This window comes from Denitromonas halophila (genome assembly GCF_007625155.1).
GTDB lineage: Bacteria > Pseudomonadota > Gammaproteobacteria > Burkholderiales > Rhodocyclaceae > Nitrogeniibacter > Nitrogeniibacter halophilus.
Map to the genome: position 1 here is coordinate 184169 of NZ_VMNK01000018.1, position 23050 is coordinate 207218.

At 64.8% G+C, this 23050-nt stretch carries 22 protein-coding genes; 9 read left to right on the forward strand and 13 right to left on the reverse strand.

Annotated features, from left to right (window positions below; genetic code table 11):
• Window positions 1-9: 9 nt before the first annotated feature.
• The 4 genes from FHP91_RS19000 to FHP91_RS19015 form a co-directional block, all read right to left on the reverse strand.
• On the reverse strand, window positions 10-1062 hold the full coding sequence (locus FHP91_RS19000; protein WP_144311072.1) for an efflux RND transporter periplasmic adaptor subunit: 1053 nt from the start codon (window positions 1060-1062) through the stop codon (window positions 10-12).
• A 68-nt stretch (window positions 1063-1130) separates the two neighbouring features.
• Complete coding sequence (locus FHP91_RS19005; protein ID WP_144179163.1) at window positions 1131-2048, reverse strand: ATP-binding response regulator; 918 nt, start codon at window positions 2046-2048, stop codon at window positions 1131-1133.
• Window positions 2045-4687 carry a CHASE domain-containing protein gene (locus tag FHP91_RS19010; protein ID WP_186301635.1) on the reverse strand — a complete coding sequence of 881 codons (2643 nt, stop codon included), beginning with the start codon at window positions 4685-4687 and terminating at the stop codon, window positions 2045-2047. Before FHP91_RS19010 ends, FHP91_RS19005 begins: the two co-directional genes overlap by 4 nt.
• A gap of 46 nt (window positions 4688-4733) precedes the next feature.
• Window positions 4734-5102 (reverse strand): sirohydrochlorin chelatase, encoded by a 369-nt coding sequence (locus FHP91_RS19015; protein ID WP_144179161.1) that lies wholly within the window; start codon window positions 5100-5102, stop codon window positions 4734-4736.
• 87 nt (window positions 5103-5189) lie between these two features.
• On the opposite strand from FHP91_RS19015, the gene FHP91_RS19020 reads away from it, so the two are divergent.
• Window positions 5190-6017 carry a M23 family metallopeptidase gene (locus FHP91_RS19020; RefSeq protein WP_186301636.1) on the forward strand — a complete coding sequence of 276 codons (828 nt, stop codon included), beginning with the start codon at window positions 5190-5192 and terminating at the stop codon, window positions 6015-6017.
• On the opposite strand, the gene FHP91_RS19025 is transcribed toward FHP91_RS19020, so the two are convergent.
• Window positions 6003-6800, reverse strand: a complete 798-nt coding sequence (locus FHP91_RS19025) for a tRNA threonylcarbamoyladenosine dehydratase (protein WP_144311075.1) — start codon at window positions 6798-6800, stop codon at window positions 6003-6005. The genes FHP91_RS19020 and FHP91_RS19025 overlap by 15 nt on opposite strands.
• Before the next feature lie 56 nt (window positions 6801-6856).
• On the opposite strand from FHP91_RS19025, the gene FHP91_RS19030 reads away from it, so the two are divergent.
• Window positions 6857-7522: a tetratricopeptide repeat protein gene (locus FHP91_RS19030; protein WP_144311076.1), complete on the forward strand. Its 666-nt coding sequence runs from the start codon at window positions 6857-6859 to the stop codon at window positions 7520-7522.
• Window positions 7523-7529: 7 nt separating this feature from the next.
• Here the strand turns inward: FHP91_RS19030 and FHP91_RS19035 are convergent, their stop codons facing one another.
• On the reverse strand, window positions 7530-8474 hold the full coding sequence (locus tag FHP91_RS19035) for an MBL fold metallo-hydrolase (RefSeq protein ID WP_144311077.1): 945 nt from the start codon (window positions 8472-8474) through the stop codon (window positions 7530-7532).
• Between the two features lie 190 nt (window positions 8475-8664).
• Between FHP91_RS19035 and FHP91_RS19040 the strand changes: the two genes are divergently transcribed.
• The 3 genes from FHP91_RS19040 to FHP91_RS19050 all read left to right on the forward strand — a co-directional run bounded on the left by FHP91_RS19040 (window position 8665) and on the right by FHP91_RS19050 (window position 11029).
• A complete protein-coding gene (locus tag FHP91_RS19040; protein ID WP_144311078.1) occupies window positions 8665-8928 on the forward strand; it encodes a hypothetical protein in 264 nt (87 codons plus the stop codon).
• An 83-nt stretch (window positions 8929-9011) separates the two neighbouring features.
• Window positions 9012-10148: a MalY/PatB family protein gene (locus FHP91_RS19045; RefSeq protein ID WP_144311079.1), complete on the forward strand. Its 1137-nt coding sequence runs from the start codon at window positions 9012-9014 to the stop codon at window positions 10146-10148.
• Window positions 10149-10351: 203 nt separating this feature from the next.
• Entirely contained in the window at window positions 10352-11029 is a 678-nt protein-coding gene (locus FHP91_RS19050) for a toll/interleukin-1 receptor domain-containing protein (RefSeq protein ID WP_144311080.1), read from the forward strand.
• A 107-nt stretch (window positions 11030-11136) separates the two neighbouring features.
• Here the strand turns inward: FHP91_RS19050 and ssb are convergent, their stop codons facing one another.
• Together ssb and FHP91_RS19060 are read right to left on the reverse strand one after the other, a co-directional pair.
• On the reverse strand, window positions 11137-11652 hold the full coding sequence (ssb, locus tag FHP91_RS19055; protein WP_144311081.1) for a single-stranded DNA-binding protein: 516 nt from the start codon (window positions 11650-11652) through the stop codon (window positions 11137-11139).
• Complete coding sequence (locus FHP91_RS19060) at window positions 11653-12990, reverse strand: MFS transporter (RefSeq protein ID WP_144311082.1); 1338 nt, start codon at window positions 12988-12990, stop codon at window positions 11653-11655. It abuts the gene before it with no gap.
• 169 nt (window positions 12991-13159) lie between these two features.
• Here FHP91_RS19060 and uvrA point away from each other — a divergent pair, with 169 nt between their 5' ends.
• Together uvrA and FHP91_RS19070 are read left to right on the forward strand one after the other, a co-directional pair.
• The gene (gene uvrA / locus FHP91_RS19065; RefSeq protein ID WP_144311083.1) at window positions 13160-15988 is read left to right on the forward strand and encodes an excinuclease ABC subunit UvrA; all 2829 of its coding nucleotides are present in this window, start codon (window positions 13160-13162) and stop codon (window positions 15986-15988) included.
• A gap of 120 nt (window positions 15989-16108) precedes the next feature.
• Window positions 16109-18649 (forward strand): putative bifunctional diguanylate cyclase/phosphodiesterase, encoded by a 2541-nt coding sequence (locus FHP91_RS19070; protein ID WP_144311084.1) that lies wholly within the window; start codon window positions 16109-16111, stop codon window positions 18647-18649.
• Between the two features lie 7 nt (window positions 18650-18656).
• Here the strand turns inward: FHP91_RS19070 and FHP91_RS19075 are convergent, their stop codons facing one another.
• Complete coding sequence (locus FHP91_RS19075; protein ID WP_144311085.1) at window positions 18657-18956, reverse strand: ribbon-helix-helix domain-containing protein; 300 nt, start codon at window positions 18954-18956, stop codon at window positions 18657-18659.
• 116 nt (window positions 18957-19072) lie between these two features.
• On the opposite strand from FHP91_RS19075, the gene FHP91_RS19080 reads away from it, so the two are divergent.
• Entirely contained in the window at window positions 19073-19654 is a 582-nt protein-coding gene (locus FHP91_RS19080; protein ID WP_186301637.1) for a DJ-1/PfpI family protein, read from the forward strand.
• 133 nt (window positions 19655-19787) lie between these two features.
• Window positions 19788-20099, forward strand: coding sequence for a hypothetical protein (locus tag FHP91_RS19085; RefSeq protein WP_144179148.1), 312 nt, complete (start codon window positions 19788-19790; stop codon window positions 20097-20099).
• Window positions 20100-20111: 12 nt separating this feature from the next.
• Here FHP91_RS19085 and FHP91_RS19090 read toward each other — a convergent pair whose 3' ends face one another.
• From FHP91_RS19090 to galE, 4 genes are all read right to left on the reverse strand, one after another.
• Window positions 20112-20414, reverse strand: a complete 303-nt coding sequence (locus FHP91_RS19090; protein WP_186301638.1) for a lipopolysaccharide assembly protein LapA domain-containing protein — start codon at window positions 20412-20414, stop codon at window positions 20112-20114.
• Entirely contained in the window at window positions 20407-21696 is a 1290-nt protein-coding gene (locus tag FHP91_RS19095; protein ID WP_144311087.1) for a cation:proton antiporter, read from the reverse strand. The genes FHP91_RS19090 and FHP91_RS19095 overlap by 8 nt, the downstream gene beginning before the upstream one ends.
• Before the next feature lie 24 nt (window positions 21697-21720).
• Window positions 21721-22197, reverse strand: coding sequence for a MarR family winged helix-turn-helix transcriptional regulator (locus FHP91_RS19100; protein ID WP_144311088.1), 477 nt, complete (start codon window positions 22195-22197; stop codon window positions 21721-21723).
• A gap of 78 nt (window positions 22198-22275) precedes the next feature.
• Window positions 22276-23050 (reverse strand): UDP-glucose 4-epimerase GalE (gene galE / locus FHP91_RS19105; protein ID WP_144311089.1); only part of this gene is annotated, 775 nt, incomplete at its 5' end.

Genomic DNA, 23050 nt, shown 5'->3' on the forward strand with positions numbered 1-23050 from the left:
GAGTCCGCGCTATTGTTGTGAAGCGTTTTGTTGGCGCAACAGGCTCGCTTTAATGGGATCCAGGGCGACCCTGTCTCCCTCATTCAGGCCGGCCAGAATCTCGATCCGGCCATCCGGCAAGACTTCGCCGGGACGTATCTGACGCAGGCGGAAACCGGCGTCGGTCTGGACATACACCGCCGTCACTTCGCCACGGCGAAGCACGGCAGCGGCCGGCATGGTCAGGCGCGGCGCGGTGCCGACCTGCAGCATCAAACGCGCAAACTGGCCCGGCACAACGCCGGCCACTGTCGCCGGCAGCACCGCGCGCACTTCCACGGTGTGGGTTTTCGGATCGGCCGACGGCACCAGCATCACGGCCGTCGCGGCCACCGGGCCAGCCTGCCCGGTCAGCACGATGTCGGCCGCCAAGGGCATGCCCGAGACGCCTTGCGCTACCGACTGCGGCAACTGCGCCACGACACGCAACTGGCGCGGGTCGTAAAGTGTTAGCAGCGGCCGGCCGGGCTGAGCCATTTCGCCAACCTCGGCATGACGCTCGGCAACCACGCCACTGATCGGCGCCGAAATACGGGTGAAATCGCGCACCGTCGCGGCCTGCCCACGCCCGGCTTTGGCCGCCGTCAGTCCCGCTGCGGCCACATTCATTGCCGCCACGGCCTGATCGACCACCGCCTGGCTGACAAAGCCCTTTTCCTTCAGCGACACATTGCGCCGCCATTCAGCCTGCGCGTTCACATAGGTGGCTTGCGCCTGGGCGACCGATGCCGCGGCGCCAGCGACAGCCTGATTGGCCTCGCTGGCATCGATGCGCATCAGCACCTGCCCGGCACTAACGCGGTCGCCGGCGTCTGCCGCCACCTCGGTGATGCGTCCTTGCACCTGGGCGGCAATCGTGGCGCTATTGACCGCCTCGACGACGGCTTCGGCCACATGGCGCACACCGGTGGCGGCGCGCTCGACCAGCGCCGTTTCAAGCTCGGTGGCAAAAACGGCGGGCGCGGCCGACAGAGCGAACGCACACAGCGCGACAACGGAGAGGGAGTAGGTCGGGGATTTCACGCATATTAGTTTATGCTGATATTCCTGAGTGTCAAGACATCCGCGCCTTCAGGTGCGACACCCGACGCTCAGTTCGGTCGGCCAACCGCCGGCGCGCAGCTCACCATCACCTCGCGCCCGCCATCGCGATACGCGACCGACAAGAAACCAAGCCGGCAGGCCAGCGAGATCCCGCGGCCATTGACCTGGGTCGCCCGCTCTGCCGACAGCGCCATGAACGGCCGCCAGTCGAAGCCCTCGCCCTCGTCGCGAATGGTGATGCTGACCGACTCGACGGCGCGCCGCACCTCGACCCACACCCGGCGATCCCGGTAGGCCGGCAAGCGCATCCGGCGATCGATCTCGTCACGCCAGCGACCACTTTGCACCAGCTCGGCCTTGGTCTCGTAACCGATCGCCAGGTTGCCGTGCTCGACCGCATTGCGCAGCAACTCGGACAAACCGATGGCGGCCAGATCCGGCGTGGCACACAAAACCGCCAGCCCATGGGCGAGTGCGCTGGCCTCGTCCACACTGCGCAGACGAAACTGCGCCGCGTCCAGCAAGCCCACCGTGCGCCGCAGCTCACGCACCTCCAGCGACAGCTGGGTACGCTCGACATGATTCGCCAGTGCCGCGCGCACCAGGGTCAGCAGCGAATTCGCACGATACGGCTTGGTAAGGTAGTAGTAAGCGCCGGCGGCAATGCCCTCGGCCACGGTATCCGGATCGGCCACGGCGGTCTGGATGATCACCGGCGTCAGCGCCTGTTGCGGCAGGCTCCGCATCTGTCGCAACACGTCCAGCCCGTCGGGCGGCGCCATGCGCTGATCGAGCACCACCAGATCGAAACCCGAGGTGCTGGCCGCCATCTGTGCCAGCGCGCTGCGCCCACTATCGGCCGTACTCACGTCATACGCCTGGCTGGACAGGGCATGGGCCATGAGTTCGAGGTTGAAACCCTCGTCATCAACCAGCAAGATCTGCGGGCGCGCCGCCGCACTCACGCCTTGACCCCCGTCACCACGCCAACCTGGGCGCACGGCAGCTGCACCCGGAACACCGCGCCGCCACCGTCGCGATTCGCCGCGGCAATGCGCCCGCCAAAGGCTTCAACAAACTGCCGGCAGATCGACAGTCCGAGCCCGCTGCCCGGCGGCGAGTCGGGCAGCTCCGGGTGACCACGAACAAAGGCCTCGAAGAGCCGCTCGGCCGCGTCCTCGGGCAGACCGATGCCCTGATCAATCACTTCCAGCTCCATGACTTCACCATGCATCGGATCAGCCGGCAACGAGACGCCTTCGCGCACCCCCAGGCGCAACACAACCGGTGTGCCGACCGGTGAAAACTTGATCGCGTTGGTCACCAGATTCATCACCACCTGCTGCAACCGCAAGCCATCTGCCCGCACCGGACACCGATGCTCGGCCAGTTCGAGGTGCAGCCGCATGCCCTTGGCCTGCGCGAGCGCCTCGCACTCATCCACCACGTCGCGGCACACCATGGCCCAGTCCACGGGCGCGAGCGCAAGCTTTCCGTGCGCCGATTCGGTGCGCGCCACGTCAAGCAGATCAGACACCATGCCGAGCAAGCGCTGCCCGCTGAGCTCGATTCGCTGCAAACAGTGGGTGCGTCGCGCTTCGCTCAGGTCCCGGTTCAGCCCCATTTCGGCAAAGCCGAGAATTGCATGCAGCGGGGTGCGCAACTCGTGCGAGAGCGTGGCCAGAAACTCGCTCTTGCCGCGGCTGGCCCGATCGGCCGCATCCTTGGCCAACAACAGATCTATGGTCTGCTCCGCCACCAGATCGGCGAGGTTGTCGCGATGGCGCGTCAGTTCCTGCTCGACACGCCTGAATTCACTCAGATTGCGCACGATACACAGAAAGCCGCCGGTCTCCACCCGCACCACCCGCCCCTCGAAACTTTGCGCCTCGCCGCTCAAGGTATTGAGCGTGTATTCCACGTGCTCCACGCCGCCATTCGCGGCGACCTTGCGGCAGGCTTCATCCAGCGCGGCCGCCACCGCCGGCGGCAGAACGTCTGCGCTGCGCTTGCCCATGAAATCCGCCGGCGCCATGGCCAGGTCACCTTCATCGCTGGCGTGATAGCCCACATAACGGCAGTCTTCATCAAATTCGAAGAGCAGGTCCGGCAGCGCGGCCAAGGCGCTGGCATGGCGCGCGGCCAGCCGCGTCTGCGCCTCGGCTGCCAGCTGCTCGGCGGTGATGTCGGCGATGAAGCCGGCCACCCCCAGCACCGCACCGGTGGCATCCCGCCGGGCCTTGCCGCGAGTGCGCAACCACCGGGTGAGACCATCGGGCAGCACGATGCGATAGCGCATGTCGAGCGGGGCGTCGAAATCGAGATGCTGCGCAATCGCCGCATCGACCCCGGCGCGATCCTGCGGATGCAGCCGGCTGCGCCACACGGCCAGCAACTGGCTGGCGGGGTGGCGCTCGACCACGCCAAGAATTTTCAGGGCGCGATCCGAGGCCAGCATGCCGCCGCGCGCCGGATCCCAATCCCACCAGCCCTCTTGCGCCCCCTCCAGCGCCAGGCGCAATCGCTGATCCTTCTCACGCAGGGCCGCCGTCATGCGCTTGGCGAGGCGGTCAGCCCTGCGCCGCGTGGCGCCAAGCATGCCAACGAGCACCACCACCAGCGCGCCCAGCGCGGCAACGCCAGCGGCGACCACATACGCCTGCCACCACGGAATCAAGGCCTCGTAGGCCGGCGTCGAGCTCAAGCGGAAAAACCACGCGTGGCCACCAAAATGGAGTTGCCGCTCAGCACCGAAGCGCGCCGACGGTTCATCGACCCCGCGCACCGCCAGGCGCTCGGCGAGTTCGGTGTCGCGCGAGTCATAGAGCTGAACGGCGAGCAGCCGACCGCGACCGATCAGCACCGATTCGAGAAACTCGGCAGCGAAAAAGTCGGCACTGATCACGCCCATGGCCGCCGCCTCTCGCTGCGCCTCGTCGAGCGGTGGTGCGGCCGTGGCATACACCGGCATCACCAGTGAAAACACCGGCGCGCCCTCGCCCGTGTCGCCGCGCACGGCGGTGTGCGCCGACAAGGCCACATCGCCGGCGCGCCAGGCATGCTCGGCGGCAACCCGACGCGCCGGGTCCGACAAAAGATCAAAGCCCAGCACCCGTGACAAGTCCATGGGCGCCGGCGCCACCCGCACCACGGGTAGATAAATGGGCCGATCGCCAGCCGGCCGGATATCGAAATACTCGCCGACCGCGCCGCTCACCCAGGCATCGAGCTGATCATGCCGACCTTGGGGAATCCGCCAGCCCAGCGACACACTGGAGAAGCCCGGAAAGGCCCGCGTCAGCCTGAGCGCGTCGACATAGGCCTCCCAGTCGCTGGTAGGCACGGTGGCCGCCACGCGAACCAGGCCTGCCGCACCACGCTGCACCTCGGCAAACCGCACCAGGCGCGCCTCGGCCGTGGCCACCACCGCATCGGCATCCAGCGCAAATTGCTGCCGGGCGCTCTCGAGCACCCGCGCCCGCATCCCACCCCAGCTCGCCAGCGCGAGCGCGACCACCGCCACAGCCACCAGCGCAGTCATCCACCCACCCTTGCGCGGTGCGGCGGAAACAATCTCGGACGGGATATCGGCGGGCGTATTCACATGAACCTGTCTGGCAAGGGTTTGGATGCAAGAGCTTACGACGCCATCATGCAACCCCCAAGGCATAATCTGCAAGCGCTTCAACCACACCGTCGGACTCCCCGGCGGCGAGCACCTGCGTGACCGTCAGCGCCGGATGTCGCGCCGCCGCCTCAGCCACCAGCAGCGGCACGTCGCGCTTCAGGTGCCCGCCCTGCGCCAGAAAGACCGGCACCACAGTGATGTGCTCAACCCCCGCCGCCGCCAGCGCGTCGACAGCCTCGTTCAGCGTCGGCGTCAGAAACTCCATGAAGGCCACACCCACGGGCGTGTCGGGCGAGCGCGCTGCGATGCGCGCAGCCACGCGCTTCATGGGGCCGGCCCATTCCGGGTCGCGCGCGCCGTGTCCAAAAAGTACGATACCCTTTGCCGCCATCTGCTTCTCCTTGTGGGTTGTGCCACCGTCGCGGGACGCATCGCCGCGCTGCCGGTTGTCGGCACAAGTCGTTATCATGCGCCCATGATGACATCCCTGCCCCCATGGCGTCGCGCCCTGCTGGCCGCCGCGCTCTGCCTTGTCAGCCCCTGGGCGCTCGGCGCCCCGACGCCCGCACTGGTGCCCGGCGGCATCGCCCGACTCAGCATCGCGCCAGCCAGCGAAGCGCGGCCAACGGTGCGTTTTGGCGACGCCCCGGTGCTGGTGCTGCGCGACGGCGCGCAGTGGACGGCCTGGATCGGGCTGCCGCTGGATCTCGCCCCCGGCAAGCACAGCGTCGCAGTGAACCGCCAGGGCAAGACCTCGGCACTGAGCCTGACGCTCAAGGACAAAGCCTATCCCGTGCAGCACCTGCGCCTCAAGAACCGGCGCATGGTCGAGCCTGACCCGGCCGACCTGCGGCGCATCAAGGCCGAGGCGGCGACGCAAAATGAAGTCAAGACCCTGTTCCGCGACACCGACACGGTGCAGCTCGACTTTGTCACCCCCGTGCCCGGCCGCCGCTCCAGCGCCTTTGGCCTGCGCCGCACCTTCAATGGCCAGCCGCGCGCGCCGCACCGCGGGCTCGACATCGCGGCCGGCAAAGGCACACCCATCGTGGCGCCAGCCGCCGGCGTGGTCACCCATGTGGGCGATTTTTTCTTCAACGGAAACACGGTGTTCATCGACCACGGACAAGGCCTGATCTCGATGTTCTGCCACCTGGACAGCGTCGCCATCGCCGCTGGCACCCCGGTCGCGCAGGGCAAGACCGTCGGCACCGTGGGTCAGACCGGCCGGGCCACCGGGCCGCACCTGCACTGGAGCGTGTTCTTGAATGGCACGCCGGTCGACCCGGCCTTATTCCTGCCCTGAGTCAGCCGCGGACGCGGCGACCAGCAGCCGATCAATCGCCCGACTGGCCGCCGCCAGGCCAAAGCTGGCGGTCACCGCGATGCTGGAGCCAAAGCCGGCACAGTTGAGCCCGGCGGGCCCGACCACGGCGTCGCAGCTGCCCTCGGGGTAGCGCAGCGGCTCGGTCGAGTACACCGCATCAACACCAAAACGCCGTGCCGGATTGCGCGAAAAGCCGTGCTTCTGCCGCAGGCGCTTGCGCAATCGGGCCAGCAGCGGGTCTTGCTCGGTGCGCGACAAATCGCCAATCACGATCCGCGTGGGGTCGGTCTGGCCGCCGGCCGCGCCCAGCGTGATCAGCCGGATGCCGTGGCGCCGGCAATGCAGCACGATTGCGGCCTTGGCCGACAGATCATCGATCGCGTCCACCACCAGATCGACCGGCCCGGCGAGCGTGGTGGCCACATTGTCTTCGGTCACGAAATCATCGATGCATTCAACGACGATGCCCGGGTCGATCAGCCGGATGCGCGCCGCCATGGCCTCGACCTTGGCCTGCCCAAGCGTGTCGTCGAGCGCGTGGATCTGGCGGTTGATGTTCGACTCGGCCACATGGTCAAGATCGATCAGGCGCAGATGCCCCACGCCACTGCGTGCCAGCGCCTCGACTACCCACGAGCCCACGCCACCAATACCGGCCACCACCACGCACGCCTGCTGCAAACGCGCCAGCGCGGCCTCGCCATACAAGCGCGCCACGCCACCAAAGCGCCGCGCGCGATCCACTGACTGCGAATTACTCATCTCACTGAACTCCAAGAGCGCATGAAGCTCCAACGAAAAACCCGCCGGAGCCCCACATGCCTTTTCGACCCCTTGCCCTGGCGCTTGCGCTTGCGTTGTCGTTTTCCACGGGCGCGGCCACCACGCAAGCTCAAGCCCAAACCCTTGAGACCATGCGCCTGGCGCAAAGCGGCACCGAAGCCTACGAAGGCGGCGATCATGCCACGGCTGCGCGCTATTTCGAAGTCGCCGGGCGCCGCGGCAACCGCCTCGCCCAGTTCAACCTTGCCATGATGCTCTACCGTGGCGAAGCTGAAACCGACAACGCCAACGCGATGTGGCAATGGCTGCGCCGCGCGGCGCAAGCCGGCCTGCCGCAGGCGCAGTTCAATTTTGCCCTGCTCTACGACCACGGCGACCATGTCACCCGGTCATTCTCGACCGCGGCCGAGTGGTATCGACGCGCCGCCGAGCAAGGCCACATGGAAGCGCAGATTTCGCTGGCTACGCTGTATTTTCTCGGTCAGGGCGTGCCGCAGGACTACGCCCAAGCGGCCCACTGGTATCGCGCCGCGGCCAACGGCGGCGACCCCGGCGCGCAATACCTGATCGGCCACATGTACGAAGAAGGCTATGGCGTTGCGCAAGACACGCGCCTCGCCCGCCACTGGTACCTGCAAGCGGCGCTGCAGGGCGACCGCGGCGCCCAGGCCAAATTTCAGGCGCTGGGCGAAAAACCCTAGCGCCGGATCACGCCCCGCTATCGAGCCACACCTCCAGACCCTGCGCGTTCAGCTCGAGGTCCACCTCGAACAGATCGAACAGTGCCGTCTCGTCCAGCGTCCACTGCTGACGACGGGCCTCCTCACGCAACAACGCCGACAGGCCGGAGCGAATGATCTGGTGACGATGGTCGATCGCGCCCGCGCCGGCCTTGGCGATGGCCACATGCGCGTCGATCAGGCGATGCAGGTCGGCCGCCAGCCGTGGCAGATCGGTGACCCGGCTGAAATGCGTCAGGTACATCGCACTCGGTTCGGCCGCCATCAGCCGGTCGATGGATTCATGCAGCGCTGGCGGGTCGAACTGCACCGGCGTGGTGCTCGGAAACACGAAGGCCTTGCCATCGCGGTCCAGCTCGCGATACGACAAGCCGAACACATCGCCCGTAAACCACGCGCGACTTCGCTCATCGAAATAACACACATGATGCCGCGCATGCCCCGGCGTATCCGCCACCCGGAGCGGCCGCCCGTTCAGGTCGATCACCAGATTGTCGGTCGCCTCGACGATGCGCTCGGCCGCAATCGGCAGAATCTCGCCGTAGCGCGCCGTCGCGTCGGCCTCGCCATACACCGCCACCGTGCCCGCCCACAGCTTCGACGGATCGACCATGTGCCGCGCACCGCGCGGATGCACCACCAACGTCGCATTCGGGCAGGCCGCCATGAAGGCGCCCGCGCCACCGGCGTGGTCCAGATGGATATGCGTCAGCAACACATGGCTGACCGCCTCGGCACTCAGCCCAAGCTCGGCCAGCGCCACCATCACATGCGGCACCGAGGCGTTGTTGCCGGTATCGACAATCGCCACCCGGTCGCCCGAACGGATCAGATGAATCGCCGCCAGCTGCGGCCGCATATAACAAGAATCGACCGCGTAAATATCGTCCGGCCAGGGGATCAGCACCGACATTCCACTCTCCATTGAATCAGCATGGCGCTCATTTTAGCGGGCATCCGCCAAGCCATTGCCACGGATCAATCTTTCGGCTGTGTATCAGTGATTTACTGTAAGCAAAACGTCATGACGCCGAGCGGTATCGCCGGCGCAGCCTGAATCCGGTGATACCTCCCCTCGCGCGTCCAACAAGGAGGGAGCCATCATGCTAACGATTCAGGACTGTATTGAACTTTCCGAACTCACCGAAGAAGAAATCCTCGCCATCGCGGAGCATGAGCATCTGCCCGAAATGGTCGCCGTCGAGCTCGGCAACTACCTCACCCACACCGCCAGCGGCGAAAAGCGCATCAAACGCATGATCTGCGACGACATCGAAGCCGCGCGCGCCAAAGGCGACAAGCACCGGCTGAGCATGCTCAAGATGGTGCTCAAACACTTCGTTGAGCATCACGGCGGTGGCATCTAGCCATCGAGCCACGCAACGCGCAATACCGCAAACGGGCTTGATACACTCACAGGCCCGTTTGTCACATTCAAGCCCGACACCCCATGTTTGACTTCGACACCGTCATCGACCGCCGCGCCATCCCCGACGAAAAATGGGCGCGCTACGCCGGTCGCGACATCCTGCCCATGTGGGTGGCCGACATGGACTTCGCCACGGCGCAGCCCATCCTCGACGCCCTGCATGCGCGCATCGACCAAAAGGTGTTCGGCTACGCCGGCCCCTGGCAATCGCTGATCGACACCGTCGTTCAAAGTATCGAACGCGACCACGACTGGCGCATCGACCCCGACTGGCTGGTCTGGCTGCCCGGCGTGGTCACCGGCTTCAATGTCGCCTGCGCCATTGCAGGCGAACCCGGCGACGGCGTGCTCACCGCCACCCCGGTTTACCCGCCCTTTCTGCACGCCCCCGCCAACACCGGGCGCACGCTGCAAACCGTCGCGCTGGTTGAAGACGAAAACCATTGGGCTTGGGACTGGGATGCCGTCGACGCCGCCATCGACGCGCGCACCCGCATGCTCCTGCTGTGCAACCCGCACAACCCGGTCGGCCGCGTATTCACCCGCGACGAACTCACCGCCCTGGCCGAACGCGCCGAGCAGCACGACCTCATCATCTGCTCCGACGACATCCACTGCGGCCTGGTGCTCGACGGCACCCACACCCCCATCGCCGCGCTCAACGAATCCATCGCCCGGCGCAGCATCACCCTCATGGCGCCGAGCAAAACCTGGAACATTGCCCCGCTCTACGCCGGCTTCGCCATCATTCCCGACGCCACGCTGCGCAAGCGCTACCAACGCGCCATGCACGGCCTCATCCCCTACCCCAACGTCCTCGGCCTGGTCGCCACGGAAGCGGCCTACCGCGACGGCGCCCCCTGGCGCCGCGCCCTCATCGACTACCTGCGCGGCAACCGCGAGCGCGTCGTCGATACCATCGCCGCCATCCCTGGCCTGCGCACCACCCGCCCCGAAGCCACGTATCTGGCCTGGATCGACTGCCGCGACGCCGGCCTCACCGACTCCGCCGCCTTCTTCGAAGAGCACGGCGTCGGCCTCTCCGACGGCCGCCACTTCGGCGCCCCGCCGGGCTTCGTCCGACTCAATTTTGGGTGTCCGCGGGAAACGCTGGATGAAGGCTTACGGCGGATGGCTGCGGCGGTGGCCGCGTGCTAACGCTGGAGAAATAAAACGGGCGATCACCGCGGCCTTGATAGCATTCGTTTGGTGAGTGGCGGCTTCGGCTTATTCGCCAAACGCGTCCAAATGCAGACAGCCTAGGTTGAGCGTAGCGACGCCCAACTTGCGCGATCTACCCGTAAAGGAAGCATTTAAGTTACGCTAACGAGTGTTCTTTGTGGACTTTGCAACGAGACATCATGGGAGACTTTCGACCAGCTTCGCTGTTCGTTTCATACAGCCACCTTGACTCCAAGGTAGTTCTTCCCCTCATCGAAATGAACGAAGACTTTCAGCAGGCTGCGTGGATCGACTACCTACACACCAATCCTGGAAGCGTTTGGAGTGAAGAGCACCGATCTGCGATCTCAAAATGCTATCGCTTGGTATTGCTCTGGACCGCCAATTCGGCGAACTCCAATTTCGTGGAAAAGGAATGGCGATATGCACTCGACTGCGGCACACCGATTATTCCTGTCCTGCTCGACCAAACACCGCTACCACCGGAACTATCTTCGATTCACGCAGTTTCGCTACGCGAATACGTGCAGGTCAAAAAAGGGAACGCTTACTGGCAACGATCTCCGCCGATAGAGTGGATGGGGCTCGGGAGCAGATGGGACTGGCTAGGAGCGACAGCGACGCTGATTATAATTGCGGTCTGTTGTATTGGTTCGTATGTCGCCATTACGAACGAAAGTACATTTATTGCAATTCTAGGCTGGGGCTCGGTCCCCTTCCTTCTCGCTCTAACGGTTTTCCCTGTATTAAACCTTCGAATCGAATTTTGCCGAGCAAAACTCCGGCACCGGCTCCGCCGACTTGTTGTGCAAAGCCTCAAGGAATGGGGAAGCGAGCAGCGGCTTAACGCAAAGTGACTTGGTCACACCGGCCCTCGACATCCAAAAACATGCCGCCAAAGAAAAGACCCGCAAGTATTTCGACTTGCGGGCCTTCTATCAACAAAAACACAACTAAGTGCGTTTTAGAAGGGAATGTCGTCGTCAAAATCCCCAAACCCACCGCCCGACCCACTGGCCGGCGCGGGCTTGCTGCCACCGCCGCCTTGCTGCGGGCGCTGCTGTTGCGGCGCGGGGCGGCTGGCCGGGCGCTGGTCGTAGCCGCCGTCGTCCATGGGGGCGTCGCCGCCGCTGCCGCCGCCACCTTCACGACCGCCGAGCATTTGCATTTCGCTGGCGCGGATTTCGGTGGTGTAGCGGTCCTGACCGTTCTGGTCTTGCCACTTACGCGTCTGCAGGCGGCCTTCGACATAGATGGCGCGACCTTTCTTGAGGTACTGACCGACGATTTCGGCGAGTTTGCCGAAGAACACCACGCGGTGCCATTCGGTCGATTCTTTCTTCTCGCCGGTTTGCTTGTCTTTCCAGGTATCCGTGGTGGCGATGCTGACATTGCAGATCGCGTCGCCGGACGGGGCGTAGCGGATCTCCGGGTCGCGGCCCAGGTTACCCACCAGAATCACTTTGTTGACCGATGCCATTCAGACTTCTCCTCCTATCAGTTGGCGCAGGCGGGCTTCGTCCCACCGGTCCAGATTAACTTTGAGATGCGCCATGCGCGCATCGTGTTCGATGACGGCTTCGCGTACGCCGGGCAAATCGAGAATTTGCCGGCGTACGGCCTCGATGTCTACCGTTGCGGCGATCGGATAGCTGCGCGCAGCGACTTTGGGCGGCGGCAACATGGTCATGGCCACGCCCAACCACAGCAGCGCCATGAGCGCGGTGACGACAAAAACACTGTCGGGCCCGACATGCTGACTCAGCCAACCACCCAGCATGCCCCCCAGGAACAGGCCAAGCGCCTGGCTGGTGTTATAGACGCCGAGCGCGGCGCCTTTTGAGGCCGGCGGCGCGACACGCGACACCAGCGAGGGCAGCGTGGCCTCGAGAATATTGAAGGCGACAAAAAACGCGACCAGCAATACGGCCATCTGCCACACCTGCTCGCGGCCGAACAGCAGGCCGATCTGGGTGAGCGTCAGCAGCGCGATAGCGGCCATGAAGATGGGTTTGAGCAGGTTTTTGCGCTCGGCCACGATGATGGCGGGAATCATGAGCGCAAAGCTGACCAGCACGGCCGGCAGGTAGATTTTCCAGTGCTCGGCGATCGGCAGGTTGCCACGAGCAATCAGCGCCGCCGGCACCACCACGAACATGGCCATCTGCACCGTGTGCAGGGTAAAGATGCCGAGGTTGAGGCGCAGCAGTTGCGTGTCGCGCAGCACGCCGGCAAAGCGCACCGGCTTGGCTTCGACCTTGGGCGGGTTGGGCACCACGCGGCGCAGCACCACGATGGCCAGCAGCGCGAGCCCGGCGGTCATCCAGAAGATGCCCGACATGCCGATGGCGGCATACAACAGCGGCGCGGCGACCAGCGAGATGGCAAACACCAGCCCGATGCTGGAGCCGATCATGGCCATCACCTTGGTGCGATGCTGCTCGCGGGTAAGGTCGGCCGCCAGTGCGGTGACCGCGGCGGAAATGGCGCCGGCGCCCTGCAGGGCGCGGCCGGCGATGATCCAGTTGAGGCTCTCCGCCATGGCCGCCATGGCGGAGCCGGCGGCGAACAGCAGCAGGCCAAAAACGATGACCGGCTTGCGGCCGAGGCGGTCGGACGCGATGCCGAAGGGAATCTGGAAGCAGGCTTGGGTGAGGCCGTAAATGCCCAGCGCCAGCCCCACCAGGGTGAGATTGTCGCCGCCGGGCACGCCGCGCGCGTAGACCGCGAACACGGGCAGGATCAGGAACAGGCCGAGCATGCGCAGGCCAAAGATGCCTGCCAGCGACGCGCCGGTGCGCCTTTCGGCGGATGTCATGGTATCGGTATCGGCCATGGGGGTCGAAACTTGGTCCGGGCGAAGTGAATTGCGTATATTAGCAGGTTGCGCCCGGCGGGCTGCAGTGCACGATTGACTGACAGGCTGGCCGGCGAGATCTCAATGGACCCGCCCTGGCGCGGCCCAAACTCGGTAACAAAAGCCCGGCATGGACAACATTCGAATTCGCGGTGCACGCACCCACAATCTCAAGAACATCGACCTCGATCTGCCGCGCAATCGCCTGACGGTGATCACCGGCCTGTCGGGCTCGGGCAAGTCGTCGCTGGCTTTCGACACGCTCTACGCCGAGGGGCAGCGCCGCTATGTGGAGTCGTTGTCGGCCTATGCGCGGCAGTTTTTGCAGTTGATGGAAAAGCCCGATGTGGACCTGATCGAGGGCCTCAGCCCGGCGATCTCCATCGAGCAGAAGGCCACCAGCCACAACCCGCGTTCGACGGTAGGCACGGTGACCGAGATTCACGATTACCTGCGCCTGCTGTTTGCCCGCGCCGGCACGCCCTACTGCCCCGACCACCCAGACAACCCGCTCGAAGCGCAGAGCGTGAGCCAGATGGTCGACCATGTGCTGGCGCTGCCCGAAGACACCCGGCTGATGATCCTCGCGCCGGTGGTGGCCAGCCGCAAGGGCGAACAGCTCGACCTGCTCTCCGAGCTGCGCGCACAGGGCTTTGTGCGGGTGCGTATCGACGGCGAGGTCGTCGACCTCGACGCTGCGCCCAAGCTGGACAAGAACAAGCGCCACAGCATTGATGTGGTGGTCGACCGGCTCAAGGTGCGTACCGACGCCCGCCAGCGCCTGGCCGAATCCTTCGAGACCGCGCTCACCCATGCCGAGGGCCGCGCCGTCGCGCTCGAAATGGACAGCGGCGCCGAGCACCTGTTTTCCTCGCGCTTCGCCTGCCCGGTGTGCAACTTTGCGTTGGCCGAGCTTGAGCCCCGCCTGTTTTCCTTCAACAACCCGGCCGGCGCCTGCCCCAAGTGCGACGGTCTGGGGGCGATGGAGTTTTTCGATGCGCAGCGTGTAGTGGCGCATCGCGAGCTGTCGCTGGCCGGCGGCGCGATCCGCGGCTGGGACCGGCGCAACCAGTTTTACTATCAGATGCTCACCTCGCTGGCCAAGCACTACAAATTCGACATCGAGGCGCCCTTCGAGGAGCTGACCGACGAAGTGCGCGAGGTGGTGCTGCACGGCAGCGGCAAAACCGCGATCGCCTTCCGTTACCTCTCGGACAGCGGTCGTTCGGTGCTCAAGGAGCACCCCTTCGAAGGCATCATCCCCAACCTGGAGCGTCGCTATCGCGAGACCGACTCGATGGCGGTGCGTGAAGAACTGGCCAAGCTACGCGGCACCCAGGCCTGCCCGGTGTGCGCCGGCGCCCGCCTGCGCGCCGAGGCCCGCCATGTGCGCATCGGCACCCGCACCCTGCCCGAACTGAGCCATCTGCCGCTGGCCGACTGCGCCCATTATTTCGAGAACCTGCAACTCACCGGCCACCGCGCCCAGATTGCCGACAAGATCGTGCGCGAGGTCACCAACCGCCTGCACTTCCTGATCAATGTCGGTCTCGACTACCTCACCCTGCAACGCTCCGCCGACACGCTGTCCGGCGGCGAAGCGCAGCGCATCCGCCTGGCCAGCCAGATCGGCTCGGGCCTGACCGGGGTGATGTATGTGCTCGACGAGCCCTCCATCGGTCTGCACCAGCGCGACAACGACCGCCTGCTCGGCACGCTCAAGCGCCTGCGCGACATGGGCAACACGGTGATCGTGGTCGAGCATGACGAAGACGCCATCCGCGCCGCCGACCACGTGGTCGACATGGGCCCCGGCGCTGGCGTGCACGGCGGCGAAGTGGTGGCCGAGGGCCTACCCGAAGACATCATTCACCACCCCGATTCGCTCACCGGCGCCTACCTGTCGGGTCGGCGCGCCATCGCCATCCCGGCCCAGCGCGTGGCCCCGCGCGAAGACCGCGAGCTGGTGCTGCGCGGCTGCACCGGCAACAACCTCAAAGGGGCCGATCTGCATCTGCCCGTCGGGCTGTTCACCTGCGTGACCGGGGTGTCCGGCTCGGGCAAGTCCACGCTGATCAACGACACCCTGTATGCCGTGGCGGCGCGCCATCTGTATGGCTCGAACGCCGAACCGGCACCCTACGAGCATGTGGAAGGGCTGGCCTTTTTCGACAAGGTCATCAATGTCGACCAGTCGCCCATCGGCCGCACGCCACGCTCCAACCCGGCCACCTACACCGGCCTGCTGACCCCGATCCGCGAGCTGTTCGCCGGCGTACCCGAGGCGCGCACCCGCGGCTACGGGCCGGGGCGCTTCTCTTTCAACGTCAAGGGCGGGCGCTGCGAAGCCTGCCAGGGCGACGGCCTGATCAAGGTCGAGATGCACTTTTTGCCCGACATGTACGTGCCCTGCGATGTCTGCCACGGCAAGCGCTATAACCGCGAGACGCTGGATGTGCGCTACAAGGGCAGAACCATTCACGACGTGCTGTCCATGACCGTCTCGCAGGCGCTGGAGTTTTTTGCGCCGGTGCCCACCGTGGCGCGCAAGCTGCAAACCCTTGACGACGTCGGCCTCGGCTACATCGGCCTCGGCCAGAGCGCAACCACGCTGTCGGGCGGCGAGGCGCAACGTGTCAAGCTGGCGCTGGAGCTATCCAAGCGCGACACCGGCCGCACCCTGTACATCCTCGACGAGCCGACCACCGGCCTGCACTTCCAGGACATCGAGATGCTGCTGGCGGTGCTGCACCGTCTGCGCGACCACGGCAACACGGTGGTGGTGATCGAGCACAACCTGGATGTAATCAAAACCGCCGACTGGCTGATCGACCTTGGCCCCGAGGGCGGTAACGGCGGCGGCACCATTCTGGCCGCCGGCACGCCCGAAACCATCGCTGTGACGCGCGGCAGCCATACCGGCAAATACCTCGCACCCATACTTACGCGTATTGAGTAGAAACCGCACCAGGCGGTGATCTTCGGCCAGATTTTGCCTCGCAAAAATTGATTCAAAGCAAACGACGTCGACCGTAAGCAGCGTAGCGTCTGGCTACTCTGCATCGTCACGGCCACGCCCATGAGCATCCGCCTCTTCATCCTGCTGACATCCGCCATTGTTGGTTTGATCTTTGTTGGCGGCAGCTGGTTTGCGGTGACCAGCGGATTCGAAGACACGCTGACCCGGCATGCGCGAACGCAAGCCACCGAAAACGCCCGACTGACCCAGGCTGCACTCTACGAAGTGATGAGCACAGGCTGGAACGCGGAGCAGGCACGCGCCTTCGAAGCCGCGCTGCACGCCAGCAATCCGGACCAATCCATTCGCATCTACAGTGCGACACCGGCGCCCGATACTGGCCGCACGAGCGACGCCATGGTGCAAACGACCCTCAGCACCGGACACCCCCAGGAACAGAGCACCAAGGGCGTGCTGCGCACGGTTTTCCCGCTCAAGGCCGAAGCGCGCTGCCTGAGTTGTCACGAGCAGATTCAAGAAGGTGAGGTGCTGGGCGCCATCGAGGTGCGCACCCCGATCACCCAGGTGGTGTCCGAAGCCTTGTGGGCCTTCTTTTTCAGCGCGATGCCCAGTTTGCTGCTGGGCATCGGCATCGCCACCGGCGCCGTCTGGTGGGTCGGCCGTCGAATCGGCCGCAGCGTTGAGAGCGTCGAGGCGCAGGTCAACGCCATCAACACCGTCGCCGACCTCAAGCAGCTGGGCAACCCCCGTCCACATCAAGGCTTTGAGGAAATCGAACGCATCCAGCACGCCCTGGGCACCCTGGCCCTGCGCCTGCGCTCGATTGCGGTGGACAAGGACATCCTGCTGTTCGAAATCGGCTTGCTTGAGAAATTCGTCATCACCTCGGAGGTGATCCGCGACTGGCGTGAATATGTCACCCAGCTGCTACGCGACATCAACGCGATGATCGAAGTGCATGTGCTGTTTTCGGTGTTCCAGATTGACGATGAAGCCTTTGATGTCGAAGTGTTCTGGCATGGTCAGCCCAGCGAGCATCTGCGCGCAAAAGTTGAGGCGCAAATTTCGGCCGCGGTCGAGACGCACCCTCGCCTGTCGGGCCCTGCGGAGGTGACCCTGCGCCATCACCACGACAGCACGCAGCCGCTCACCGACGATGTCGACACCGCCGAGCTGGCGCTCAAGGTGAAGTCCTTGTTTGTGGCGCAACCCAAGATTGGCGGCATCGTCGGCATCGGCGTGCATACCGAAACCCTTTCCGACCAGACCCACATGCTGGTGCTGGAGAGCATTCTGTCGACGCTGCTCAATGTGGTCGGCTCGATCAAGGCGATCCACAAATACACCCGCGATCTGGAGTACTACGCCACCCGCGACCCGCTCACCAGCCTCTACAACCAGCGGGTGTTCTGGGAGCTGCTCGGTTACGAAATCGGCCGCAGCCAGCGCCATTCGGTGCCTTTTACCCTGCTGCTGCTCGACCTCGACAACTTCAAGCTGATCAACGATCACTACGGCCACGCCAGCGGCGACCAATTCTTGCAGCAGTTCGCCAGCAGCGTGAGCGCGGCCCTGCGACCAGGCGACATCTTCGCGCGCTACGGCGGTGACGAATTCGTGATGGTGCTGCCGGAGGCCGACATGGAGCAGGGCTACACCGTGGCCCAGCGTGTGCTCGAAGTAGCGCGCAACGTCTCGATTAAAGTCAAAAGCGGCGACACGGCCCACGCCTCGGCATCCATCGGCGTGGCTGTCTTCCCCGATCACGCGGCGGACGCCAAGGACTTGTTCCTGTTTGCCGACACCATGATGTATCGCGCCAAGGCCGAGGGTAAAGAGCGGGTACGCCTACCCACCAACGCCGACGTGATGGCGGTATTCCGCGACCTGTCCGAGATGGGCGTGGCGGTACTGGCAGCGGTTGAGGAAAAGCGCGTCACCCCATACTTCCAGCCGATCATGGGCGTGGCCAGCAAGCAAGTCTCGGCGGTAGAGGTGCTCTCGCGCATAGAGATCAATGGCGAGGTCATTCGTGCCGACCAGTTCATTGAGATCGCCGAGAAGGTCGGCGTCATCCACCGGCTCGACGCCATCGTGATCGAAGCGGCGCTGGCCAAGGTGACGGAGACCGACTATGACGGCTACCTGTTCTTCAACCTCTCGCCGCGCGCGCTGGTGCTGTCGGAATTCACCACCACCTTGCGCAACATAGTGGCCGCATCCGGTTTCCCGCCGGCACGCATCGTGTTCGAAATCACCGAACGCGACACCGTCAAGAACCTGGCGCTGATGCAGCGCTTCCTCGCTGAGTTGCGCGCCGAAGGTTTCAAGCTGGCGATCGACGACTTCGGCTCCGGTTTTTCGTCTTTCCACTATTTGCGCAACTTCACCTTCGACTTCCTCAAGATCGAGGGCGATTTCGTCGCCAACATGCTCAACAACGATCACGATCAGGTCTTCGTACGCAGCATCACGGCGCTGGCGCGGGAGTTGGATATCGAGGTCATCGCCGAATTCGTGGAGAGCACCGAGATCCTCGCCTTGCTCGAAGAAATCGGGATCGAATACGCGCAGGGCTACCTCATTGGCCGACCGTCGGCCGAGGCACCGGGCAATCCGCGCCCCGCTCGCGCGGCCTGACCGCCGCTCAGGCGGCCGCGGCCGCCGAGGCCTCATCCGACGGCTGCTCGCCCCGGCTCAGATAAATCGTGCAGGCCACGCGCAGCAGCGATGAGAAATTGCCGACATCGCCCTGCTTCTGCAGCAATTCATCGTACAAACGCGCCAGAAACTGCGGCAGGCTGAAGCCCTCGGTCGCCGCGAGGCGTTCGAGAATATCCCAGAACTGACGCTCCAGCGCCACGCTGGTGACATGGCCATTCAAGCGCACCGAGCGCTTCACCGTCTCGTAATTGGCCGGATCCTGACCCGAATACAGATTACACATCACGCCTCCTTGTAGCACCTCGCTACTACCCCGACCGCTGGCCGGCTCCCTACAGTGTAGTTGCCTTCGCAGCGATGTCATTCCTGCGCGAAGCCCACCCCCTGAAGGAGACAATCATGAGTCGAAAAATTCTGCTGCTGGCCGGCGACTTCGTCGAAGACTATGAACTGATGGTGCCGTTCCAAGCCTTGCTGGCCATCGGCTACACCGTACACGCCGTGTGCCCGGACAAACAGGCCGGCGACCAGATCGCCACCGCCATTCACGATTTCGAAGGCGACCAGACCTACACCGAGAAGCGTGGGCACAACTTCACGCTCAACGCGAGCTTTGACGCGATCGACCCGGCGGACTACGACGGGCTGTGCATTCCCGGCGGGCGAGCACCGGAGTACATCCGCCTCAACCCGCGCGTGCTCGAGATCGTGCGGCACTTCGATCAGGCCAACAAGCCAATCGCCGCGGTCTGCCACGGTTTGCAGGTGCTGGCCGCCGCCGACGTGCTGCGTGGCAAGCACTGCACCGCCTACCCGGCCTGCGGCCCCGATGTGCGCGCGGCCGGCGGTCACTTCGAGAGCATTGCGGTGGATGCGGCCATGACCGACGGCAACCTGGTCTCCGCCCCCGCCTGGCCGGCGCACCCGCAATGGATTGCGCAATTCATTGCGCTGCTGGGCACCGTGATCCATCACGCTTGAGCCTGCGCGATCCGGTCAGCGCCCGCTATCGGCCGGGTAGCGCCTGAGCGCCGCGACGACGGTAGGCTTGTGCTAATTTGGGGTGTGCTGGCAGGCCCTGCCAGCACACCCCATTGCCGCCAAGGAGGTCGCCATGCCGGACCCGACACCCAGCACCGCCCAGGATCCGCAAAGCCGCTATCTGCGCCGCGTCGAGCGCCGTCTCAAGGTGCTCGAAACGCTTGATCAGGCCGGCCTGGGCGTTTTTCTGTCGTCCGACAGCCAGCAACGCAAGCATCACATTGAACTGTTCGCGCGGCTGATCGCACGGCAAAGCGAGTTGCCGCAGCTGAATCGAAGCACGTTTGAGCAAGCCGCCAAACTGCTGGAGCAACGCCTCGAAGCCATGCAGAAGCATCTGCCCAGCGATGTGCAACACCGCAACCGGATTCGTCGCAACTGGTAGCCTGGTGCGCGCTTATCGAGGCTGATCCTGGATCGGCGATTTGGGGGGTACGGACGGCGGCCGCGCCGGTGCCGGGTGTGCTGCGGCATCGGCCAGCTGGTGACGGACCTGGCGAACCTCTTTGCGCGTGCGCAAGGTCCAGGGCAGCATCGCCAGCGCCCCGATCAACACGCCAAGCACCAAGGCCAGCAGCAGCGCGACCGAGAGTGTGGTCTCGAAGCGCCAGATGACAAAGCTCAGCTCCACCGAGTGAAAGTTCTGCAGCGCGAACACCGCCGCCAAGACCACCGACACCGCTAGAAGCACGTTACGCATCTTTGCTCTCCATGACTGCCGAGCCGTCGGGCTCGTCGCTCGGTGGCTGGTGTTCATTCACCGACGATGCCCGGGCGCCGCCGGCCAGGATGCCTGGCACCTCACCACTTTGCTTGAGCGCATACTCGGTCAGCACCGGCCCGATGGTTTCGAGAATCACGATGGCGCCGAGCACAATCGCCGACAAGGTTGCCGCAAACTCGGGATAGCGCGCGGCGGTCATCTGCGTCAGGCCGATCGCCATGCCTGCCATGGGCACCAGCGTCAGCCCGGTCAGGGCTGACTGGCGAAAATCCAGTCCCGCGCGGGTCAGCAGCATCACGCCAGCACTCTTGCCGACAAAGCGCGCCAGGACAAAGGCCACCGCCGCGAAGCCGGCGGAGCTAAGGTCTGCCAGATGCAAGCGCGCCCCGGCCACAACGAACAGGATCACAAAGAAGATTTCACCACCGCTGCCAAAGTCGACCGGCAAGACATGCGAATGACGATCGAGGTTGCGCGTCATGACGCCGAGCGCGAGCAGGCTCAGCAGCATCGAGCCATTGGCCAGTTGGGCCACGCCAACCGTGCCCACCACCATGCCGATCAGCAGCGCGAACTGCGTGGTTTCGTCTTTGGGCAGCAGACGCGCGAGCCGCAGCAGCAGCCACGCAAACACCCCGGCGATCCCCAGCGACACGCAAAGCACATACAGCGGCTCAAGAACGGCGATCTCCCAGCCCGAGTTGTGCGCGTAGTGAATAAAGGGCAGCAGCGCGGTATAGGCCAGGAAGGAAAGGATGTTGTTCATCGCCACCAGCATCAGGCTGCGATCGGTGAGCGGGCCCTCGGCGCCGAGTTCCTTGACCACCAGCAGCACCACCGCGGGGGAGGACGAAATGCCGATCGCAGCGGCCACCGCGGCCTGCATCGGGGCGATGTCAAACAGCGTCAGCACCGCGAACACGCCCGCAAAGGCGAGTCCGGCCTCGGCAATGGCGGCCGCAAACAGCGATCGCTCCCGCCGGGCGAGCGACAGATCAAGGAGTCGCCCCAACTGGAACAGGATCAACCCCAGCGCCACATCGACAAACACCTGTGCGCCATCGAGCATTTCCGGCGTGAGCACCCCCGTCAGACTCGGCCCGAGAACAAAGCCAATGGCGATGAAGCCGGTGATGCGCGGCACGAAACCACTGCGGTGCGCGAGTTCGCCACCGAGCAGTCCGGCCAGCATGAGCAGACCGAACAGAATGAAGCCATTGATATCAGGCGGCCACGGGGGCAGAAACGGCCAGTTCATCGTTGGTGTCGCTCGATGGGTCGTTCAGAGTTCAGAGAAGGGCCGACCGGCGGCGTCTTCCTGCACGGACATGCGGGTCGCCAGCAATTGCAGGTCGGCGCTGAGACGGAGCAGCACATCATGCGGCAATCGGGCGAGCGCATCGGGTAGCAGGCCGGCGACCGGCTCGGGCGCTTTGGCCAGGGTGTCAGCGCCCAACTCGGTCAGATACAGCTTGACCACGCGCTGATCCGCCTGCGAGCGCTCACGCCGCAGCAAACCGCCCTTCTCGGCCTTGGCCAGCAGATTGCTGGCGGTCGAGGGGTGAATTGCCATCGCATCGGCCAGTTCGGTCACCCGGACGCCGGGTTGGCGCGACACCAGGGCCAGCGCCCATACTTGCGCACCGCTGGCCCCGCAACGCCGCTCGATATTCTGCAGATGGTGGCGCACTTCGGCGTAGATCGCGCGAAAAAGGCGCAAGGCTTCGTGTGTGGCGTTATCGGAGACAGGCCCGGTCATAATTTACTTTTGTGCAAAAACAAACCGCATCATAGGCGGGCCGTCATGCCACGTCCAGCATCACGACCAAGGACCGCCTCAGGCGCCGTAGCCATCCGGATTGCCGGACTGCCAGCGCCAGGCGTCAGCGCACATGTCGGCCAGATCGTGCTCGGCGCGCCAGCCCAGCTCGGCCAACGCCAGGGCGGGGTCCGCGTAACATTGCGCGATGTCACCGGGGCGCCGCGGCGCAATCCGGTAGGGCACGGGGCGACCCGAGGCGCGCTCGAAGGCTTTGACCACCTCGAGCACGCTGTAACCACGCCCCGTGCCGAGGTTCAGCGTCAGCACCCCGGCGCCGGCCATCAGTCGCTCAACCGCGCGGACATGACCGATCGCGAGATCGACCACATGGATATAGTCGCGCACGCCCGTGCCGTCAGCTGTCGCGTAGTCATCGCCAAACACGCTCAGTTCGGCCAGTTTGCCCACCGCGACCTGACTGACATAGGGCATGAGATTATTCGGAATCCCGTTGGGGTCCTCGCCGATCAGCCCCGAGGGATGCGCGCCCACCGGATTGAAGTAGCGCAGCAAGGCCATTTGCCAATCGGCGTCGGCGGCAGCCACGTCCTGCAGGATAAACTCGAGCATCCATTTGGTCCGCCCGTAGGGATTGGTCGGCCCCGTCGGGAAGTCCTCGCGGATCGGCACACTGGCCGGGTCACCATACACCGTCGCCGATGAGCTGAAGACCATGCGCTTGACCCCACGCGCCGCCATCACCTCCAGCAGCACCAGCGTGCCAGCCACATTGTTGTCGTAGTAGGCATGAGGCTTCTGAACCGACTCCCCCACCGCCTTCAGCCCGGCA

What these genes read in the sequence shown, in the direction of transcription:
- FHP91_RS19050 (WP_144311080.1), top strand. Translation starts at nt 10,352, where the DNA reads ATGGGAGACTTTCGACCAGCTTCGCTGTTCGTTTCATACAGCCACCTT.
- ssb (WP_144311081.1), bottom strand. Translation starts at nt 11,652, where the DNA reads ATGGCATCGGTCAACAAAGTGATTCTGGTGGGTAACCTGGGCCGCGAC.
- FHP91_RS19060 (WP_144311082.1), bottom strand. Translation starts at nt 12,990, where the DNA reads ATGACATCCGCCGAAAGGCGCACCGGCGCGTCGCTGGCAGGCATCTTT.
- FHP91_RS19070 (WP_144311084.1), top strand. Translation starts at nt 16,109, where the DNA reads ATGAGCATCCGCCTCTTCATCCTGCTGACATCCGCCATTGTTGGTTTG.
- FHP91_RS19020 (WP_186301636.1), top strand. Translation starts at nt 5,190, where the DNA reads ATGACATCCCTGCCCCCATGGCGTCGCGCCCTGCTGGCCGCCGCGCTC.
- FHP91_RS19045 (WP_144311079.1), top strand. Translation starts at nt 9,012, where the DNA reads ATGTTTGACTTCGACACCGTCATCGACCGCCGCGCCATCCCCGACGAA.
- FHP91_RS19075 (WP_144311085.1), bottom strand. Translation starts at nt 18,956, where the DNA reads ATGTGTAATCTGTATTCGGGTCAGGATCCGGCCAATTACGAGACGGTG.
- FHP91_RS19040 (WP_144311078.1), top strand. Translation starts at nt 8,665, where the DNA reads ATGCTAACGATTCAGGACTGTATTGAACTTTCCGAACTCACCGAAGAA.
- FHP91_RS19085 (WP_144179148.1), top strand. Translation starts at nt 19,788, where the DNA reads ATGCCGGACCCGACACCCAGCACCGCCCAGGATCCGCAAAGCCGCTAT.
- FHP91_RS19095 (WP_144311087.1), bottom strand. Translation starts at nt 21,696, where the DNA reads ATGAACTGGCCGTTTCTGCCCCCGTGGCCGCCTGATATCAATGGCTTC.
- FHP91_RS19015 (WP_144179161.1), bottom strand. Translation starts at nt 5,102, where the DNA reads ATGGCGGCAAAGGGTATCGTACTTTTTGGACACGGCGCGCGCGACCCG.
- uvrA (WP_144311083.1), top strand. Translation starts at nt 13,160, where the DNA reads ATGGACAACATTCGAATTCGCGGTGCACGCACCCACAATCTCAAGAAC.
- FHP91_RS19100 (WP_144311088.1), bottom strand. Translation starts at nt 22,197, where the DNA reads ATGACCGGGCCTGTCTCCGATAACGCCACACACGAAGCCTTGCGCCTT.
- FHP91_RS19080 (WP_186301637.1), top strand. Translation starts at nt 19,073, where the DNA reads ATGAGTCGAAAAATTCTGCTGCTGGCCGGCGACTTCGTCGAAGACTAT.
- FHP91_RS19025 (WP_144311075.1), bottom strand. Translation starts at nt 6,800, where the DNA reads ATGAGTAATTCGCAGTCAGTGGATCGCGCGCGGCGCTTTGGTGGCGTG.
- FHP91_RS19030 (WP_144311076.1), top strand. Translation starts at nt 6,857, where the DNA reads ATGCCTTTTCGACCCCTTGCCCTGGCGCTTGCGCTTGCGTTGTCGTTT.
- FHP91_RS19035 (WP_144311077.1), bottom strand. Translation starts at nt 8,474, where the DNA reads ATGTCGGTGCTGATCCCCTGGCCGGACGATATTTACGCGGTCGATTCT.
- FHP91_RS19090 (WP_186301638.1), bottom strand. Translation starts at nt 20,414, where the DNA reads ATGCGTAACGTGCTTCTAGCGGTGTCGGTGGTCTTGGCGGCGGTGTTC.